The organism is Pedobacter sp. MR22-3 (assembly GCF_026240075.1).
Classification (GTDB): domain Bacteria; phylum Bacteroidota; class Bacteroidia; order Sphingobacteriales; family Sphingobacteriaceae; genus Pedobacter.
The window spans coordinates 77,066-93,553 of sequence record NZ_JAPIVF010000006.1; the positions used below are offsets into that span (position 1 = coordinate 77,066).

Annotated in this window: 18 protein-coding genes; 7 read left to right on the forward strand and 11 right to left on the reverse strand. The window is 37.2% G+C overall.

All coding sequences use genetic code 11. The annotated features are described in order from the left end of the window. Positions 1-192 precede the first annotated feature (192 nt). The 3 genes from OQ267_RS15535 to OQ267_RS15545 are packed head-to-tail and all read right to left on the reverse strand — an operon-like array spanning position 193 to position 2,650. On the reverse strand, positions 193-468 hold the full coding sequence (locus OQ267_RS15535; protein WP_265836736.1) for a hypothetical protein: 276 nt from the start codon (positions 466-468) through the stop codon (positions 193-195). Between the two features lie 6 nt (positions 469-474). Further along, complete coding sequence (locus tag OQ267_RS15540; RefSeq protein WP_265836737.1) at positions 475-1,737, reverse strand: hypothetical protein; 1,263 nt, start codon at positions 1,735-1,737, stop codon at positions 475-477. Positions 1,738-1,750: 13 nt separating this feature from the next. Next, a complete protein-coding gene (locus OQ267_RS15545) occupies positions 1,751-2,650 on the reverse strand; it encodes a HEPN domain-containing protein (RefSeq protein ID WP_265818343.1) in 900 nt (299 codons plus the stop codon). 128 nt (positions 2,651-2,778) lie between these two features. On the opposite strand from OQ267_RS15545, the gene OQ267_RS15550 reads away from it, so the two are divergent. Next, positions 2,779-3,150: a helix-turn-helix domain-containing protein gene (locus OQ267_RS15550; protein WP_265818344.1), complete on the forward strand. Its 372-nt coding sequence runs from the start codon at positions 2,779-2,781 to the stop codon at positions 3,148-3,150. A gap of 577 nt (positions 3,151-3,727) precedes the next feature. Beyond that, positions 3,728-4,708 carry a BtrH N-terminal domain-containing protein gene (locus tag OQ267_RS15555; protein WP_265818345.1) on the forward strand — a complete coding sequence of 327 codons (981 nt, stop codon included), beginning with the start codon at positions 3,728-3,730 and terminating at the stop codon, positions 4,706-4,708. A gap of 343 nt (positions 4,709-5,051) precedes the next feature. Here the strand turns inward: OQ267_RS15555 and OQ267_RS15560 are convergent, their stop codons facing one another. The 5 genes from OQ267_RS15560 to OQ267_RS15580 all read right to left on the reverse strand — a co-directional run bounded on the left by OQ267_RS15560 (position 5,052) and on the right by OQ267_RS15580 (position 7,766). After that, positions 5,052-5,183, reverse strand: coding sequence for a hypothetical protein (locus OQ267_RS15560; protein WP_265818346.1), 132 nt, complete (start codon positions 5,181-5,183; stop codon positions 5,052-5,054). Between the two features lie 167 nt (positions 5,184-5,350). After that, positions 5,351-5,716 (reverse strand): glyoxalase superfamily protein, encoded by a 366-nt coding sequence (locus tag OQ267_RS15565; RefSeq protein ID WP_265818347.1) that lies wholly within the window; start codon positions 5,714-5,716, stop codon positions 5,351-5,353. Between the two features lie 86 nt (positions 5,717-5,802). Next, a complete protein-coding gene (locus OQ267_RS15570) occupies positions 5,803-6,381 on the reverse strand; it encodes a hypothetical protein (RefSeq protein WP_265836739.1) in 579 nt (192 codons plus the stop codon). Positions 6,382-6,415: 34 nt separating this feature from the next. Then, the gene (locus OQ267_RS15575; RefSeq protein WP_265836740.1) at positions 6,416-7,399 is read right to left on the reverse strand and encodes a relaxase/mobilization nuclease domain-containing protein; all 984 of its coding nucleotides are present in this window, start codon (positions 7,397-7,399) and stop codon (positions 6,416-6,418) included. Next, entirely contained in the window at positions 7,389-7,766 is a 378-nt protein-coding gene (locus OQ267_RS15580; RefSeq protein ID WP_265836742.1) for a plasmid mobilization protein, read from the reverse strand. The genes OQ267_RS15575 and OQ267_RS15580 overlap by 11 nt, the downstream gene beginning before the upstream one ends. A gap of 190 nt (positions 7,767-7,956) precedes the next feature. On the opposite strand from OQ267_RS15580, the gene OQ267_RS15585 reads away from it, so the two are divergent. After that, the gene (locus OQ267_RS15585; protein WP_265836743.1) at positions 7,957-8,124 is read left to right on the forward strand and encodes a hypothetical protein; all 168 of its coding nucleotides are present in this window, start codon (positions 7,957-7,959) and stop codon (positions 8,122-8,124) included. A 221-nt stretch (positions 8,125-8,345) separates the two neighbouring features. On the opposite strand, the gene OQ267_RS15590 is transcribed toward OQ267_RS15585, so the two are convergent. The 3 genes from OQ267_RS15590 to OQ267_RS15600 form a co-directional block, all read right to left on the reverse strand. Next, the gene (locus OQ267_RS15590) at positions 8,346-8,609 is read right to left on the reverse strand and encodes a helix-turn-helix domain-containing protein (protein WP_265836744.1); all 264 of its coding nucleotides are present in this window, start codon (positions 8,607-8,609) and stop codon (positions 8,346-8,348) included. A gap of 18 nt (positions 8,610-8,627) precedes the next feature. Next, positions 8,628-8,900, reverse strand: coding sequence for a helix-turn-helix transcriptional regulator (locus OQ267_RS15595; protein WP_265836746.1), 273 nt, complete (start codon positions 8,898-8,900; stop codon positions 8,628-8,630). A 172-nt stretch (positions 8,901-9,072) separates the two neighbouring features. Then, the gene (locus OQ267_RS15600; RefSeq protein ID WP_265836748.1) at positions 9,073-9,834 is read right to left on the reverse strand and encodes a hypothetical protein; all 762 of its coding nucleotides are present in this window, start codon (positions 9,832-9,834) and stop codon (positions 9,073-9,075) included. A 329-nt stretch (positions 9,835-10,163) separates the two neighbouring features. Here OQ267_RS15600 and OQ267_RS15605 point away from each other — a divergent pair, with 329 nt between their 5' ends. The 4 genes from OQ267_RS15605 to OQ267_RS15620 all read left to right on the forward strand — a co-directional run bounded on the left by OQ267_RS15605 (position 10,164) and on the right by OQ267_RS15620 (position 16,347). Beyond that, on the forward strand, positions 10,164-10,370 hold the full coding sequence (locus OQ267_RS15605; protein ID WP_059333863.1) for a helix-turn-helix domain-containing protein: 207 nt from the start codon (positions 10,164-10,166) through the stop codon (positions 10,368-10,370). Further along, the gene (locus tag OQ267_RS15610) at positions 10,370-13,078 is read left to right on the forward strand and encodes a class I SAM-dependent DNA methyltransferase (protein WP_265836752.1); all 2,709 of its coding nucleotides are present in this window, start codon (positions 10,370-10,372) and stop codon (positions 13,076-13,078) included. The genes OQ267_RS15605 and OQ267_RS15610 overlap by 1 nt, the downstream gene beginning before the upstream one ends. Before the next feature lie 100 nt (positions 13,079-13,178). Further along, on the forward strand, positions 13,179-15,143 hold the full coding sequence (locus tag OQ267_RS15615; protein ID WP_265836754.1) for a DEAD/DEAH box helicase: 1,965 nt from the start codon (positions 13,179-13,181) through the stop codon (positions 15,141-15,143). After that, complete coding sequence (locus OQ267_RS15620) at positions 15,136-16,347, forward strand: GIY-YIG nuclease family protein (RefSeq protein WP_265836756.1); 1,212 nt, start codon at positions 15,136-15,138, stop codon at positions 16,345-16,347. Before OQ267_RS15615 ends, OQ267_RS15620 begins: the two co-directional genes overlap by 8 nt. The last annotated feature ends 141 nt before the right edge of the window (positions 16,348-16,488 follow it).

A 16,488-nucleotide genomic window follows, 5' to 3' on the forward strand; every position in this document is an offset into this window, starting at 1 on the left:
ATCTTTCCTTTTTGCTCAACTTGGCCTTGTGTCTACAATGCCATTATTTATAGTAATGATAGTAGCAAAACCGATTGTGCGGTACCCTATATCTCTTTCTTTTGATCTCCTTTAAAATATTTATTTCAAATTTATTACAGTTACTAATCAATCCATACTTAAGTTGTGAAAAATTAAATTTTTAATATAAAACTATTTATCCTGTTCAATTTTTTGAGTAAATACATAGCATAAGTTCAGCAATTCCACCAATTGATTATAAAAAAACAGCATATCTGTCAATTCTTCCCCATCTGGCGATTCAGCAGCGAAATGAATCCATCCCTCGTATAGCTCCCAAAGCTTAGTACGGGACTCGTGAATCGGATGGTTCACGAAAAAATAAGTAATTGACGGCACAGGATTATCAAGATCTTCATCGGAAATATCAACAGGTTGATAATTTAAAGCCTTTAAAATTTCTTCCATAACATTCTATTTATTGATGAAGCTATATACCCTTCTTAATTGATCTACAAAATCTTTAAAATCACCCTCATAGTGTTTCTTTAGTACTAAGAGCTGAAATTGGCTTTGCTGAAAATAACTGACCAGTTTGCTATCTACAACAGAGTTCAACAGCACATATTTTCTCGGGCTGTAGCTCAGCATAGCAAAGAAAGCGGTATTGAAGTAATATTGTAGCGGATGTATTTTTCCTTGAAGCATTAGTCGAAGTTCCAGTTTATAATAATCGCCCATGTCTTTCCATAGAAAACAGATTTCTGGTGTTTCATTATTAAAGGCGCATGGCGTCATATACGATCTTATCGGTTTGCCCTTTACATTACGCATTCCATACGTATAACTGTAGTGTGTGTACAGCCTTCCTGAAAGTAACGGAAGTGCCTTTTGCCATAGTTCAAAAAGCTGATTAAAATTATATTGGTTCCGTTTCCGTTTTTCAGCTAGCCTATTAGCGTCTTCTTTATATTCCGGGTTAGCAACTAAGGCTATCTTTTTCATGTCGAAGCAAATCTCAATGAGGCTTTGCTGTTCATCCGTAAGGTCAATTTCAGATAGTTGCATTTCATTAAGCACGTAAGTTGTAAAGTTCCTGACTCCCGTTTTGCCTTTGTTCAATTTGCCTATACAAGGAATTAGAAAAGGATAATGGTTTGTTCGGTACCTTTCATTGTTGTTATCTGCCAAACAGAAACCCAGTACCGTATAGGTTTCTTCAGGTGGCTGTTCTTGAATTGAATTAACTGCTTTCCGTAGCTCCGCTCTCTTTACAGATACTACAGGAAGTTGTTTTCCAGGTTTATATAGGCCTTTATACCTCACTTTTGACGACACATGTAAATTGTCCTTTGACTTATGGATCATCAGATATTTAGATACCCCTGTTTCCTGATCAAAGAATTCTGGCCAATAATAGCCCTCGAAATCGTATTCAGTGTGATAGTACATCAGTTCGTGAAGCGAAAAATAAGCGTATCGGCTCAAATAGTTTTCATGGGTATCAACGCTGCAACTCACTAGCAGTTCGGACGTGGTGACCTTAATGTAAACCATTTCTTCGGGCTCTTTATCCAGAATTACACCTATTACAAGCAGTTCATTACTGAAAGATATTCTTCTGATTTTAATGGGAAAATAATCTCTTTTGGGTTTTCTGATCTCGGAATATTGGTTCAGTGTATTTTCTGTAAGTATTCTTGTATTTGGCGTAAAGGGCAAATGAAAGAAGTTCATTGATACAATAGTTTTATCCGGCATAATCCACCTCACTTTCTTTTTTTAATTGCATATAAGATTCTGCTACTGTTGCAAGGGATTTTATCTTGTCACCGCACATCATTTCAGTAAGCTTTAGAAAGGTGGAAACACGCGTAAATATTTGCTCAGCATCGGCTTGTTCAACCTTAAAGTCATCCTTGTAACGTGCAGCAGAATAGCTTTTCACCATGATATCAAAAAGCCGTTTGTCCTCTTCACTGCCCGATAAAAATAGCCTTGATGGTGCCGGAGAAAAGCTATCGCACAACCGAAACTGTCTATATAGGTTGTGTATATCGGAACGGTAAGCCAGATGAACCCTAATCAAAACAATACAGCATTGTTCTACGACCTGATGCGCCATAAATGCACTTAGATTGTAATGTTGTTTTGTCAGGCATTCTTTTGCACTTGCTAAAAAACCTGTTGCCAATGGAAAGCGGTGGTTGTAATGTTTTTGGGCTTTTACTGCTCCCTGTGTAGGTATCAAACTTGTAGCTTGGAAAGGTTGTACCATACCATCCCGACTATAGAGAATTTTACCCTCATTGTAAACGGTGATGAAGAACCTGTTATTTGCCTGTATTGCGGCTGCAATGGTTTCTTTCCCATGAGCCAATATGGTGATCTTGCCGAAAGGGTATTTATTATTGGCAAAGTCTTGTACTTCGTGTTCAATTCTGGTAACGCTTTCGGTGACCATCAACAAAAAATAATGATAGTTTTCTGTACTGTGGTTCTCTATAAAGCACCCGTCATTGATTTTAAAATCGATGTTTTTTCCAAAGCTATAGATTTGCTCGGGCTTGAATTTTTGAACCAGCTCTTTGATAAAGGCCGAAAAGTTTTCTTTCTGGAACTGACCAGATTGCGAGAATTGTGTTTCCATAATCGTGACATTTTTGATTTCTAAGATCAAAAATGCGGTACGGCAATTCCGTAACCTACCAATAAAGCTGGTATCTTACTACAATAGATTGGTTCATTACTATCTTAGGAATTTATTATATTTGCTTTATGGAAACGCCTACAAAATCTAACAAAGTGCATATCGGCAGAAAGATCAGCCGTATCAGGGAAATACGTGGTATAAAACAAGATTTTCTTGCTATTGAACTTGGCGTAAGCCAGCAGACCATTTCTAAGATAGAGCAGAGCGAAGAAGTAGAAGAGTCGACTTTGGAAAAAATCGCTACTGTTTTGGGTGTTACTGTTGAAGGAATAAAGAATTTTAGTGAGGAATCAATATTCAATTATTTTAACAATTTTCATGACAGCAGTACTGGTGATTTCCGACAACACTGCACCTTCAATCCTTTGGACAAAGTCGTTGAGCTTTATGAGCGCCTACTTGCAAGTGAGCGTGAAAAAAATGAACTTTTAAAATAAAAAATAAGTAATTGAACTACTAGCTGCGTAGTTAAGACATAGATTGTAATCTATTTTTGTTCGTTACCTTTTTGCAAGCTGTTATTTATCCTTTAAATTATTGAAAACTCATAACCAAAAACTGAAAAATAAATTTGATTAATGAAATGAGTTTATGGAGAGTTTAAAGATGTGGAGAATGCATGTTGATTGTTGACCACTCTATTTTAGGACTTCTGATTTGAGTTCTCCAATAATTGAGGGAATAGTTAAGAATCACATTTGGTTGCATAATTTAAGAGATGTCAATTGAATAGATTAGCTCTATCTACCCTTAATAGGTTCATGCTTGAAGATTAGGTATTCTGTCTAATCATTGCTTTTGCTCTGACCAAATTTCTAGCTTTAGTATCCCAGCAGGGATAAAAACTTGCTACCAAATTTTGGCTTACTAAGATGGGGCTTACAAAATATAGAAAGATTACAACTGAACAATGCAATAAAGCTTCCTGGAAGTTTTATATTGTAAAATAATAGAACTTATAGAAGATGAATTTGAATATCGGTTTTTAGTTTAAAAATAACGTCATTACAAAAAATGAAAATAGAAAATTTAAAACCATTTGATGGACAACATTGCGAAACAACTACTACAGGAACTTTGCTAAGACACCTTGATATTGAACTTTCTGAACCAATGCTTTTTGGACTTGGGCAAGGACTTGGTTTTATTTTTTGGAATATGAAATCAATGAATTTTCCTTTCATTGGTGGGCGAATTAAAACTGATTTATTAACACAAAACCTTGCTAAGAATTTAAGCCTTGAATTAACAATTAAAGAAACTTCTTCAATGCTCAAGGCTTGGGAAGATGTAAAGCAACTTCTTGATAATGGAATCGTTGTAGGACTTAAATTGGATTGTTATCATTTAGAATATTTCTCGAACCCATTTCATTTTGCAGGCCATTATGCAGCAATTTATGGGTATGATAAGGAAACTGCATTTTTGGTAGACACGAAACAACAGGGCGGGCAAGTAAAAACAAGTTTAAGAAGTTTAGCACTCGCACGAAACGAAAAAGGACCAATGTCTTCAAGAAACTTGCATTACACTTTAAGCAAGACAGATAAAAAATATAACCTGAAAAGTGCTATTCTCATCGCCATTCGTAACAATGCGACAGATTATGTAAATCCACCAATCACCAATATTGGTTATAAAGGAATTCTAAAAACAAGCAAAGAAATACAAAATTGGTTTGATACAAGTAAAGACATTGAAAGTGAATTTAAAGCAAGTGCAATGCTTATGGAAAGAGCAGGGACAGGTGGAGCTTTATTCAGAAATTTATACAGGGACTTTCTGAACGAAAGTTACAACATCTTAAAACTTGATACTTTAAAAGAGGCACATGAAGAATTTGTTGAAATTGCTAGCTTATGGACAGAAATTTCAAATCTCTTTTTACAAGTCAGCAAAACCAAAGACAGAAAATACATTGAACAAGTGACAGACATTTTAAAACAACTTTCAACAAAAGAAAAAAACGCAATGGAACAATTGGCAAAAATATAGACGAACGATCTATACCTTTTTTCTTCTTACCTACCGGAGAATCTATCATATTTGATTGTGGCACAACATAAACAGGCTCCATTGGAGAACAAAGGAAGCTTGCGGGTGAACTGATCCCTACCGATGTAGGCTTACTAAAATTGCTTTGAAAGATTACAGATTACCTGCTCAAATTATTTGGATAGTTATCCAGTTCTACTATCAAAAAAAAAAAGCAATGGGTTTGAAATGATCGCCCCTCAGATTTGCCATTCATTATTTATTGAATGGCAAATTATTTCATATTGTCACCTAGATTGCATTTAGTCGCACCTCTTATATTTATCATTTCACATAAACAAACTCACTCTTTGTTTTTCAGCGAATGCAGCCGCTTCCTGGCTTGCTTCGCCTCTTCAGCCGTTTGTCTGGCAACTTCTTCCGCATAGGCTTTTTCCAACGCCTCGGCTTCCAGCTTAATGGTATTCTCTTCCATTGTCTTAGGATTACGGATGTAGGTCGTATCTGCCCAATGCCCCGAAGTGGGAGCCGTCTGCCTGATCGCACGATATTTGAACTCATTGGCCGTAATGCGGCTGTTTTCGTGGTTTAGATACAGAGCTGTTCCGAAAGATGAGGCTGTGATTAGGAAAAAGACCGTTACTATATATTTCCAGAAAGTGCTTTGCCAAAAACTATTGTATTACCGTCGGGGTCGTTAACAGCGCAATCGCGCATTCCATATGGGCGGTCTTCTAAAACAGTATCTATTAATGCGCCACGTGCAGTGATAAGGGCATAGTAAATATCAATTTCATCACAATCTATACAAAAATGAGCATTGCCTGGTACTTTTTTACGCCCAGGATTTGATGGCCCACTTAAGTGAACGCAAATATTGTCATAAACTAATCCTATATAATCTCCAAATTTAAAATCATAGCTGAACCCCAGAATATTTGTATAGTAATTAAGGGCTTTGTCGAGGTCAGTGACATGAATGACAACAGATGAACTTAATGCTTTCATATAAAATAATAAATATGGTGCAATTTAATAATTACCAATAGATAAAAAAATTATACAAGATTGTTAAAGTAAAACTTTTCTAAGTTCTATTTTAATGATTGCCTTTTCTTCTTCGCCCGGTCGTCATTGTCTTTAGCAGCCATAATAGAATTTTGTTTGGCCATTTCTTTTTCTGCTTTCTCTATAAAGCCATTGGGGTCATCCCGTAATTTTTTTTCGATTGTCTTGGAAACTACAGGATACATCGCCCTAACCAACCAATAGTTATAAGCTTCACTATTAAGCCGGTTATTACGGTGGTTCAGGTACAAAGCTGTTCCGACAGATGAGGCTGTAATTAGGAAACAGGCTGCAATACCAATGATGAGGTTTTTTGACCATGCCCCGAAATGGTGGTGATGTTCGTTTTTTACGGTGATGACCTTAGGCATGGTACCCACGAGGTCTTTAACCTGATCGATCTGCTGGTTGATTTTCTGATCGTCATAACGCTTGTTGGATTTTTCTATCTGGCCAGAGATGTTAGCTAAAGTCTCTTTATACTGTTCTAAAAACGACTTTAAAAATTCTGGCAGTTCGCTTTCGATGACTTCCATTCGCTTAACTAAGCCCAGAATAAGCTCTTCGGCCATTGTTACTTTTTCTTCTAATTCGTCCTGTTCCATAACATTGAATTTTGCTGGTGAATAGTTTGTTTATTTATCTGCTTACTCCCTGTGATTGCTCTGCCTCGTGTTTCTTTCGTTTCCTGCGGGCTATTTCTGCATCTCCGACCGGGTCTGGTGCCGATGGCACAAACTCCGGGCTAAGCAGGATATTCAGCAGTTTTTCAACTACACCAGATGCATTCGGACTATGCCCATGCTCGGCATGAATGTCCTGCCGGATGATCTCTCTCAACTGCTGCGCCAGTGAGGGCTGATGTGCCTCCCTTGCGGCATGGTAATCCTGTACCTGCTGGTTGCGGTTCAACTGTGCATCCATACGGGAAAAGCTTAAACTCCTATCAATTGCGGAGCCCTTCATTTTCAGCCCGCCCTTTTCAAAGGAAATGCCCTGCACTTCTTTGGTGCCGTTTTTGAACTTATAGGCGATACCAATACCCCGTACGGTCAGCTTCGCTTCCAACTCTTTCCAGTTCTTGGACGTTTTCATAGCGGCTTTTATCGCATCATATAGTTCATACCTTATCTTTTCCCTGCCATTTAAAGCCTGCCTGTTGACCTGTTCTTTGCCCTTTCCCCAATGGTAGCCGTATTTCATCGTGATCTCTTTGCAGGCTTTGATATTACGTGCGTAATTGTTCTTATCGGTGATCGTCGCCCCCTTGTTGTCCACCCGGTTATAGACCACGTGCAGATGCGGGTGCAATTTATCGTGATGACGTACCACCACATACTGTGTATCCCGGATACCCATCTTCTGCATATACTCTTTGGCATGTTCCAGCATAACCGAATCGGTCAGTTTGGGCAGGTCTTCCTTGCTCCAACTTAATACCAGATGCCCGACCGCCTTGCCCAGCTCAGGCCTCATTTTGCGTTGCAGGTTAAAATCATTGGTCAGCGTGGTGGCGTTCTGCATCCTTACACCCTCGGCAAAAAGGACCTTCGCTTCGGGCTTATCCACGACGTAACGGACACAGCCCCCAAAGCTTCTTCCTGTAATCGGCTTACCCATCATGGCTGCTGATCTTGGTTAACAATTCTTCTATTTGCCTGACCAGTGCCTGGCATTTTAAAGCCAGCGTAGGCAAGCCTTCCACGTGGGCGATGTGGGTCAACTGGTTGAGGTTATTGGCCATCCCTGATAGCATCCTGAACCAACCGCTTTCCTCGGGGGTGAAACGGGGAAAAACCCTGGCACCCTTGGCCGCCCTGCGGAACCATTCGCTTGGTTTCAGCCCGGCATTTTTCGCACGCTGGGCGATCAGTTGTTTTTCCATCGGAGTTAACCGGATCATCAGCAGATCACTACGGCTGATCGTTTTTTTTGGTCTGCCGGGTACTCTTTTTTTCTTTATTTCACTACCAGTTGTCGCTGTTTTCATGCGCTGTGTTCCTTTCCAAATCTTCAGTAGATCCTTTCTTAATTCCTTTTTTTAACCGACCAACGGGAGCGAGTCCGGGGCATCCCTTTAGGGTGAATCCGGGTTTTTGTATAGCAAAAACATTAACTCGCTCCCTACAAAGCGCATAAGTTTGACGTGCTAAAGGCTTCGGCAAACCTTAACGGTTTCTATGCCCGGATGGCTCCTGTTAAGGAGCGTCAGGGCTCAAAACTTCGCCGGTATTTCCCTGCTCCTTTTCATTGTTCGGCTGCCCGGATCAACCGGGCGGCCAGTAGACCAGGCTGCCCCTGATCGGGTGGTAGGATGGCTGGTAGCGGATGTACCCAAATGCATCTAATTCTTTGATGCATTTGTGGTATGTGGCAACCGATGCGATCCGGCTATAGGTCATGAGCTTTTTGCGGGTAACGGAAAAGGGGTTGACAAAACCTCCATGCTGCCAGCAGACAAAAAGTGCGGTAAACAGGCTGACATGGGTAGCCAGTATCCGGCCGTCTGCACCCATGCGCCTGACCAGTTTACTATAGTCCGCCGTCTTGTTATGGATGCCTGTTTCTGTCATTGGCTACCTCCCTCTAATAGCCTCTTGATATCTTCCAGTTTATAGTACATCATCCCTCCAATTTTTGTAAATCGCAGCGTACCGTTGATGCGCAAGTTTTGCAGCGTTCCCGGTGAGATGTTCAGCAGCTTGCGCACTTCGGCGCTTTTCAGCCATTGTTTACTTTGCCTGTCCTCCGGCTTAATGAGCTGCCTGATCTCGGCCAGCATCTCGTTTTTTAATTGTTTTAAATCTTCCTTAGTGATGATCTCCATGTGCATAATAATTCCCTCCTTAAATTAATCTGTAATGTCTTGTTGCATGATTTTAAGCACTTCGCTTTTTTTGAAATACACACGCCTGTGCAGGCGCAAAAAGGGCAGCCCCTTTTTCATCCAGTCTGTTAGGGTGACCAGTGATACACCAAGCTCGGCGGATAGTTCCTGTTTGGACAACAGGCGTTCTTGCTGCTCCTGTCTGGAACAGACGCCTGTTTTGAAATGCTCTTGTAGTTCTGCCCGCAATGCATCCCGGATGCACTGGCTAAGGGCTTGTTCATTGATTATCTCCATAGCCTTTGTTTTGGGACAAAAGAATGCTATGGAACTGGATATTATTGACCACGCAAATCTGCGTGGTTAAATTGGAGGGGGATTTGATAAGCGGTAGATAACACTAAGCGACTGAATGGTAAATTGTTACTGGTCGTGGCAAAGTGGGCAAAATATAGACATACCATCCTAATCAACTGCGCTTTTTAGCGAGAACGATGTCCAGAAGTTTATCCTTTTGGTCAATCTCTTTGTATTTGTTGCCCAGGTTTTTCTTATCGGCCGGGAAATAGCGGTGTACGGTATGAAAATTAATCTCCTTATGATCCTCACGAAAGAACTTACAGATCATCCTTCGCCAAATGATCTGATCTGCGGGGTATAACAGTTCCAGACCATCGGGCAGTTTAATCTCCTGCAACTTGTGTATCAGGTCGTAGAAGGTATGTGCCCTGCCTGCCCTGATATTGATGTAACCATCTTTTTCCAGCGTGGTCGCTTTTTTTAGTTCGGATTTTAGCCTGATTATGTCCTGTTTGAGTGCATAGATTTCCAGTTCCTGATTGGCTACCACAGCCTCGTTGGATTTATGGAAGTTCCATCTGTCGTGGAAAATCAATACAGCTGTGAATTTTTTAAGCCGTTCGATTTGCCTTTCGTTGTTTAAATGATTGCTGTCATAAACATCTTTGCCCATCAGAACTTTTAACTGGCTTTCTATCAGTTCCCATAGGTATTTAAAAAAGATTTCTTCATTGCCTTGGGGATGCATTGCTAAATAATATGCCAGGTGCCGCCGATAAAATTCATCTATGAGGGTGTCATTTATAGCAAATACCCGTTTGAAAAAGTGTTTTTTAAAGTGTGCCCGTTTCCAGCTAATCGGGTTGCCAATATCTAAGGTGTCCTTGGAAAAATCGAAAGGGTCTCGTGGTCTAAAAAAGGTGATACTCATCGGATAGTAGATTTGTTTAAAAAGCTTTTTATTAAATTTTACTTCCACAAGATAGAAAAATTCAATTTTACAATTTTCTCGTATGTGGCTCTATTTATATCTGTGAACAGATTAAAATAGAGCTAGAAAAGCCTCATTTTACGTCACTGTAAAAGCCAACACTAGGTTAAGTCCTATTCCACCGCACCTGAGCAGAATATCTACATTATATACACAGTTTTTTGAGATACCACTAAATAATTTTACTAATTTGGCGCCAGACAAATTAATTTTTGAAATAAGCGAAGATATTCAATGAGTCCTTCCAAAAGGGACAAAACCGAATCACAATGAACAGAATTAAGGAAGTGTTGGAACAAAAAGGAATTAAGCAAACTTGGTTGGCTGAAAAACTCGGAAAAAGCTACAATATGGTAAACGCTTATGCTCAAAACAGACAACAACCACGATTAGAAACTTTGATGGAAATAGCGGATATTTTGGACATAGACGTGAAAGAATTGCTAGTTTCCAACAAACCTGAACAAAACAACTAATGAAATCAACCGAAATAAAGCATAACGTTCAGAACCTGATTGACAACTTCTCAAAAGATGAATTTGTATTTGATTTATTGGTAGCATACGGCATTTCTAAAACGTCTGTAACACGACTAAAAAAAGGAGATTACAATTTATCCAAGGTTGACGGAGAAATATTATATAAAAAGAAAATATTCTTTAAGGTTGAAGTCACTGACAAACTGTTGAGCAGTATTGATTCCATTACAAAAGAAGAGCGGGTTTTAAAGCAACAGCCAAGATTTGCAATTCTTACCGACAATAAACAAATAGTTGCTAAAGACCTGAAATTAGGTAAGAATTTAGACATTAAATTAAAAGAGCTACCCAATTATCACGATTTCTTTTTGCCCCTTGCTGGTAGCGAAGTTTACAATTCTGGCAACAACAATGAAGCCGATAGAAATGCTTCCTATAAAATGGCTTCTTTGTATGATTTGTTGATTGATGAAAACCCAACTATTTACAACTCAAAAGAAAGCATCCACTACCTTAATATTTTCTTATCTCGTTTGTTATTTTGTTTTTTTGCAGAAGATACCGAGATTTTTAAAGATGAAAGCATTTTTACAAATACCCTTGTTCAACACACCACTCAAGATGGATTAGACACAAATTTATTTTTAGATGATTTGTTTGACCGTTTGAATACTGAAAATGCTGGGCATCTTCCAGAATACCTTAGAAAGTTTGAATATGTAAACGGTGGTTTATTTGGTCAAAAAATAAATGCACCACTATTTAATTTCAAAGCAAGAAAGACATTAATTGAACTTGGCGAACTAAATTGGAAAGACATTAACCCAGATATTTTTGGGTCAATGATACAAGCGGTGGTAATTCCGGAGTATCGTAGTGATTTAGGAATGCACTACACTTCTGTAGAAAACATCAAAAAACTGATAAAACCTCTATTTCTTGATGAATTATATGAAGCCTATGAAAATGCTTCTACAATAAGCCAGTTAAGAGCCCTCATAAAAAGAATTTCTAAAATTAAATTCTTTGACCCCGCTTGTGGAAGTGGAAATTTCTTAATTATTACCTACAAGGAAATACGCCTTTTAGAAATCAAGATTTTAGAAAAAATTACGGATTTAGAAAGACAAAGTCCTACTATAAAATGGACTGAAATACAGCTTTCACAATTTTATGGTATTGAAATAGATGATTTTGCCCATGAAATGGCAATACTCTCCCTTTGGTTGGCAGAACACCAAATGAACAAAGTGTTTGAAGAACGATTGTTTGATTACGGAAAATCGAAACCTATATTACCATTAAAAGAAGCAGGGCAAATAAAACAGGGTAATGCTACGAGAAGAGATTGGAATGAAGTATGCCCAATTTCATCAACAGACGAAGTGTATGTGATTGGAAATCCGCCTTATTTGGGTTATAGCCGACAAGACAAAACCCAAAAGGAGGATATGAAAGTCGTCTTTTCACGAGTAAATAACTATAAAAAACTTGATTACATAGCGTGTTGGTTTTATAAGGGAACCAATTACATCCAGAATACAAAAGCTAAATATGCTTTTGTAACGACCAATTCTATAACGCAAGGGGAACAAGTAGCCTTATTGTGGCCATTAGTTTTAAGTAAAGGACAAGAAATTGACTTTGCACACCAATCTTTTAAGTGGACCAACAACGCCAAAGGAAACGCAGGAGTCGCAGTGGTAATAATTGGAGTTAGAAATATTGACGTTACAGAGAAATTCCTTTACAATCAAAATCTAAAGCAAAGTGTAAAAAATATAAATCCTTATTTGACTGACGCCAAAAATATTATTGTAACAAAAAGAAGTAAACCAATTTCATCACTTCCAATTATGATGAAAGGTAGTCAGCCAACAGATGGTGGGAATCTCTTGTTGTCTCAAAAAGAGAAAGATGATTTGATTGAAAATTGTTCAAGCTCAAAGGAAATTATCAAACCATTTGTTGGAACAAAAGAGTTTATTGATGGGGATAGTAAATACTGTTTATGGGTAAATGATAATGACTTAGAAAATATTTTTTCTTGTGATGAAATTAAAAGAAGATTTGATGGTGTTACCATAATGCGATTAAATAGCACAAAGTCAGCGACCAAAAAGTTAGCTTCATCTCCACATAAATTTGGTGAAGTACGTTATTTTGAAAAAGAAGCAATCATTGTCCCAACAATTACTTCAGTAAGAAGAAGTTATATTCCGTGTGGAATTCTTGATAAAAATCATATAGTTTCAAATACAGCTCAAGCTGTGTATGATTTTGATCCTTATATGTTTGGTGTAATTTCATCAACAATGATGCTAGTTTGGGTAAAAGCAGTTGGAGGAAGATTCAAAACAGATTATATATTCTCCTCTTCAATATGCTACAACACCTTTCCGTTTCCAGACATCACAAACAAACAAAAGGAAAATTTAAACTTATATGTTTTTGCTATTTTAGATGAACGAGCCAAACATCCAAGCAAAACAATGGCACAATTGTATAATCCAACCACAATGCCCAAAGGTTTGCTACAAGCACATCAAGAATTAGATACTGCTATAGAACAATGTTACCGTTTGCAACCTTTTAAAAATGATACCGAGCGTTTGGAGTATTTGTTTAAGCAATATGAAGAAATGTTGCAAAAGGATACGCTTTTTGCGAAGCAAAAGCAATCAAGAAAAAAGATAGTGAAGTGAATTCAGAAAAACAACAACAAGTAAAAATGAGTTTTAAAAAGCCGAAAAAGACTTTCTCAAACAAATATTGACGATTATCAAAAAAATAAAGAAATAACCAATGCCAAATTTAGTACACGTAACATACGACCAAACAGGAAAAAGTAAAAGTACCAATGCGTTTGGTATGCGAGAGATGCAGGAGAAAGCGTATGAAGGTAGAACTGCACAATATTTATTACTAAAAGCACCTCCAGCATCAGGTAAATCGAGGGCTTTAATGTTTATTGCTTTAGATAAATTGCAACATCAGGGCATAAAAAAAGTAATTGTTGCAGTTCCAGAAAAGTCTATTGGAGCATCTTTTGGCACAACAGAACTAAAAAAATACGGCTTTTTTTCCGATTGGAATCCAAATCCAAAATACAATCTCTGTACACCAGGAGAAGAAAAAAGTAAAGTAACAGCTTTCTTAAACTTTTTAGATTCTGAAGAACAAATATTGATTTGCACACACGCTACGTTGCGTTTTGCCTTCGATGGTTTAGACGTAAAAAAATTAGATGATACTTTGGTCACTATTGATGAATTTCATCACGTATCGGCCGAAGGCGACAACATTTTAGGGCAAGTGTTAAAAAGCATTATGGCAAATTCAAGTGCTCATATAGTGGCTATGACAGGCTCATACTTTAGAGGCGATAGTGTACCAGTTTTAATGCCAGAAGATGAAGCAAAATTTACGAAAGTAACCTACACTTACTACCAACAATTAAACGGTTATGAGTTTTTAAAATCATTAGGTATTGGCTATCACTTTTATACAGGCAGGTATTTTAAAAAAAATCCTGAAACAGGAATTTCTGCTTTAGCAGAAATATTAGATGAGAATCAAAAAACAATTATTCATATACCAAGTGTAAACTCTGCTGAATCTTCAAAGCTTAAACACGATGAAGTTGACCACATTATTGATGTTTTGGGAACAATAGAATATCAAGACGAAATCACGGGAGTTATACACATAAAAAGTCACAAAACAGGCAATATTTTAAAAGTTGCAGACTTAGTTCAAGACAATCCAAAATCAAGGGATAAAATAAGTGGATATTTACGTGAAGTAAAATCGACTGATGATATTGATATTGTTATTGCTTTAGGAATGGCAAAAGAAGGCTTTGATTGGCCTTATTGCCAACACGCTTTAACCATAGGTTATAGAGGCTCACTTACAGAAATTATTCAGATTATTGGTAGAGCTACGAGAGATAGTAACAACAAATCTCACGCTCAATTTACCAATCTTATTGCTCAACCTGACGCACAAGATGATGATGTCAAACTTTCGGTAAACAATATGTTAAAAGCCATTACCGCATCTTTGCTAATGGAACAAGTATTAGCACCAAACTTCAAATTTAATCTAAAAAAGGATGAAGATGATGAAGACGATACGGATGATGAAACCACCATTAAAATAAGAGGATTTAAACTTCCAACTTCTCAACGAGCCAAAGACATCATTGATACGGACATAAATGATTTGAAGGCAAAGTTATTGCAAAACCCTCAAATGCTTAAAGCAATGCCAGGTAATGTTGAGCCTGAAGTTATTAATACTGTTCTAATTCCAAAAATCATACGAGAAATCTATCCTGATTTAAGTGATGAAGATGTTGAAGCAGTGAGGCAATATGTAGTGGTTGATTCAGTATTAAAAAACAGCACTATTGAGGAACAAGGCGATAAGAAATTTATTAGAATGGCAGGTAGTTTTGTAAATATCGATGATATTCATATAGACTTGATAGACCAAATAAATCCTTTTCAAAAAGCATTTGAGATATTATCAAAATCGGTAACAACACAAGTTTTAAAACTAATTGACGAGCATATTCAATCTACCAAGTTTGAAATGACCGACGATGAAGCGATTTTGTTATGGCCAAAAATCAAAGAATGGGTAAAAAACAACAATGGAGAACAGCCCAACATTCAAGCATTTGACCATAAAGAAAAAAGAATGGCAGAAGCATTAGTGTTTTTAAGAGAGCTGAAACGAAAAAAAGCACTTGCAAATGGCTAAGAAAAAACTAACAATAGAAGATATTTTTGATGATGACGACTTTGGATTATTAGATTCAAAACTCAAAACCTCGGCTGTAAAAACAGATGAAGAAAGACTAATTGATTCCTTTGGAGAAATAAATGCCTTTTTTGATAAGAACCAAAGAGAACCAAATAAATCAAGTATGTCTGAATATGGCTTGTTGGCAAAATTGAAAAACTTTAGAGAAAACGAAGCGCAAAAGAAAATCTTAAAACCTTTTGACAGGTATAACCTGTTAGGCTATGTTGAAATGGAAAGGCAAACAATTGAAGATATTTTTAATGAAGAGGATGAGTTGGGCTTGTTAGATTCGGATAAAGATTTAGATATTTTTAAATTCACACATACGCCAAAACCAGAAGATAGAGCGGATGCTGATTTTGTTGCACAAAGGAAGCCTATTAAAGAAAAAGAGTTTGAGAAATATGAAGCAATGTTTCAAAAAGTTCATAAAGAAATTAAAGAGGGAAGAAGAAAAATTTTGCCCTTTACAAATATTGAAAAAAACCTACACGTAGGAGACTTTTATTTAATGGATGGAATCCTTCTGTACTTGGAGTCTGCGAATTTGAAGACAGCAGAAAAAGAATTAGTTTCAGGAAACAGAGTGCGAACTGAAGGACGCACAAGAACAATTTTTGAAAATGGGACTTACAGTAATATGTTTTATCGTTCGTTAGGTAAACAAATCCAAAAAAATGGAAAACTTATTACTAATACTTATGAAAAAATTGAACAAGACTTGTTTGTCAATACGGGAGTTGTAAAGCAAGAAGATATTCATTCAGGTTGGATTTATGTATTGAAATCGAAATCAACCAACTCGCAAATAGTGAATATTAAAGACTTGCATAAAGTTGGATTTGCAAGTAGTTCAGTAGATGAAAGAATAAAAAATGCTCGATACGAAGCGACATATTTATTTGCAGACGTTCAAAAAGTTGCGACATATAAAGTGTACAACAGAAATGCCGACAAATTAGAAAGTCTTCTACATAGATTTTTCGCAAATGCCTGTTTAGACATTGACTTGTTTAATGAAAAAGGTCAAAGGCTGAATCCTAGGGAATGGTTTGTAGTTCCATTTGACGTAATAGAAGAAACAATTCAATTGATTTTAAATGAAAATATTGTGAATTACGAATACGACCCTGTTGCGAAAAAAATTAAATTGAAATAGAGCAAAAATAAAATAACAGTGCTTCTATCGAGATATACGATATAGAAATCCTATGTGTCGATTGGATATTCCTTCGTTGTGGAATACTTAACATTTGATTATTCAAGAAAAAACCTTATATTTATTTAATAGCATTTGCAG

What these genes read in the sequence shown, in the direction of transcription:
- OQ267_RS15550 (WP_265818344.1), top strand. Translation starts at nt 2,779, where the DNA reads ATGGAAACGCCTACAAAATCTAACAAAGTGCATATCGGCAGAAAGATC.
- OQ267_RS15585 (WP_265836743.1), top strand. Translation starts at nt 7,957, where the DNA reads ATGCCCGGATGGCTCCTGTTAAGGAGCGTCAGGGCTCAAAACTTCGCC.
- OQ267_RS15580 (WP_265836742.1), bottom strand. Translation starts at nt 7,766, where the DNA reads ATGAAAACAGCGACAACTGGTAGTGAAATAAAGAAAAAAAGAGTACCC.
- OQ267_RS15595 (WP_265836746.1), bottom strand. Translation starts at nt 8,900, where the DNA reads ATGGAGATAATCAATGAACAAGCCCTTAGCCAGTGCATCCGGGATGCA.
- OQ267_RS15555 (WP_265818345.1), top strand. Translation starts at nt 3,728, where the DNA reads ATGAAAATAGAAAATTTAAAACCATTTGATGGACAACATTGCGAAACA.
- OQ267_RS15610 (WP_265836752.1), top strand. Translation starts at nt 10,370, where the DNA reads ATGAAATCAACCGAAATAAAGCATAACGTTCAGAACCTGATTGACAAC.
- OQ267_RS15570 (WP_265836739.1), bottom strand. Translation starts at nt 6,381, where the DNA reads ATGGAACAGGACGAATTAGAAGAAAAAGTAACAATGGCCGAAGAGCTT.
- OQ267_RS15620 (WP_265836756.1), top strand. Translation starts at nt 15,136, where the DNA reads ATGGCTAAGAAAAAACTAACAATAGAAGATATTTTTGATGATGACGAC.
- OQ267_RS15605 (WP_059333863.1), top strand. Translation starts at nt 10,164, where the DNA reads ATGAACAGAATTAAGGAAGTGTTGGAACAAAAAGGAATTAAGCAAACT.
- OQ267_RS15560 (WP_265818346.1), bottom strand. Translation starts at nt 5,183, where the DNA reads ATGGAAGAGAATACCATTAAGCTGGAAGCCGAGGCGTTGGAAAAAGCC.
- OQ267_RS15535 (WP_265836736.1), bottom strand. Translation starts at nt 468, where the DNA reads ATGGAAGAAATTTTAAAGGCTTTAAATTATCAACCTGTTGATATTTCC.
- OQ267_RS15590 (WP_265836744.1), bottom strand. Translation starts at nt 8,609, where the DNA reads ATGCACATGGAGATCATCACTAAGGAAGATTTAAAACAATTAAAAAAC.
- OQ267_RS15565 (WP_265818347.1), bottom strand. Translation starts at nt 5,716, where the DNA reads ATGAAAGCATTAAGTTCATCTGTTGTCATTCATGTCACTGACCTCGAC.
- OQ267_RS15615 (WP_265836754.1), top strand. Translation starts at nt 13,179, where the DNA reads ATGCCAAATTTAGTACACGTAACATACGACCAAACAGGAAAAAGTAAA.
- OQ267_RS15575 (WP_265836740.1), bottom strand. Translation starts at nt 7,399, where the DNA reads ATGATGGGTAAGCCGATTACAGGAAGAAGCTTTGGGGGCTGTGTCCGT.
- OQ267_RS15600 (WP_265836748.1), bottom strand. Translation starts at nt 9,834, where the DNA reads ATGAGTATCACCTTTTTTAGACCACGAGACCCTTTCGATTTTTCCAAG.
- OQ267_RS15540 (WP_265836737.1), bottom strand. Translation starts at nt 1,737, where the DNA reads ATGAACTTCTTTCATTTGCCCTTTACGCCAAATACAAGAATACTTACA.
- OQ267_RS15545 (WP_265818343.1), bottom strand. Translation starts at nt 2,650, where the DNA reads ATGGAAACACAATTCTCGCAATCTGGTCAGTTCCAGAAAGAAAACTTT.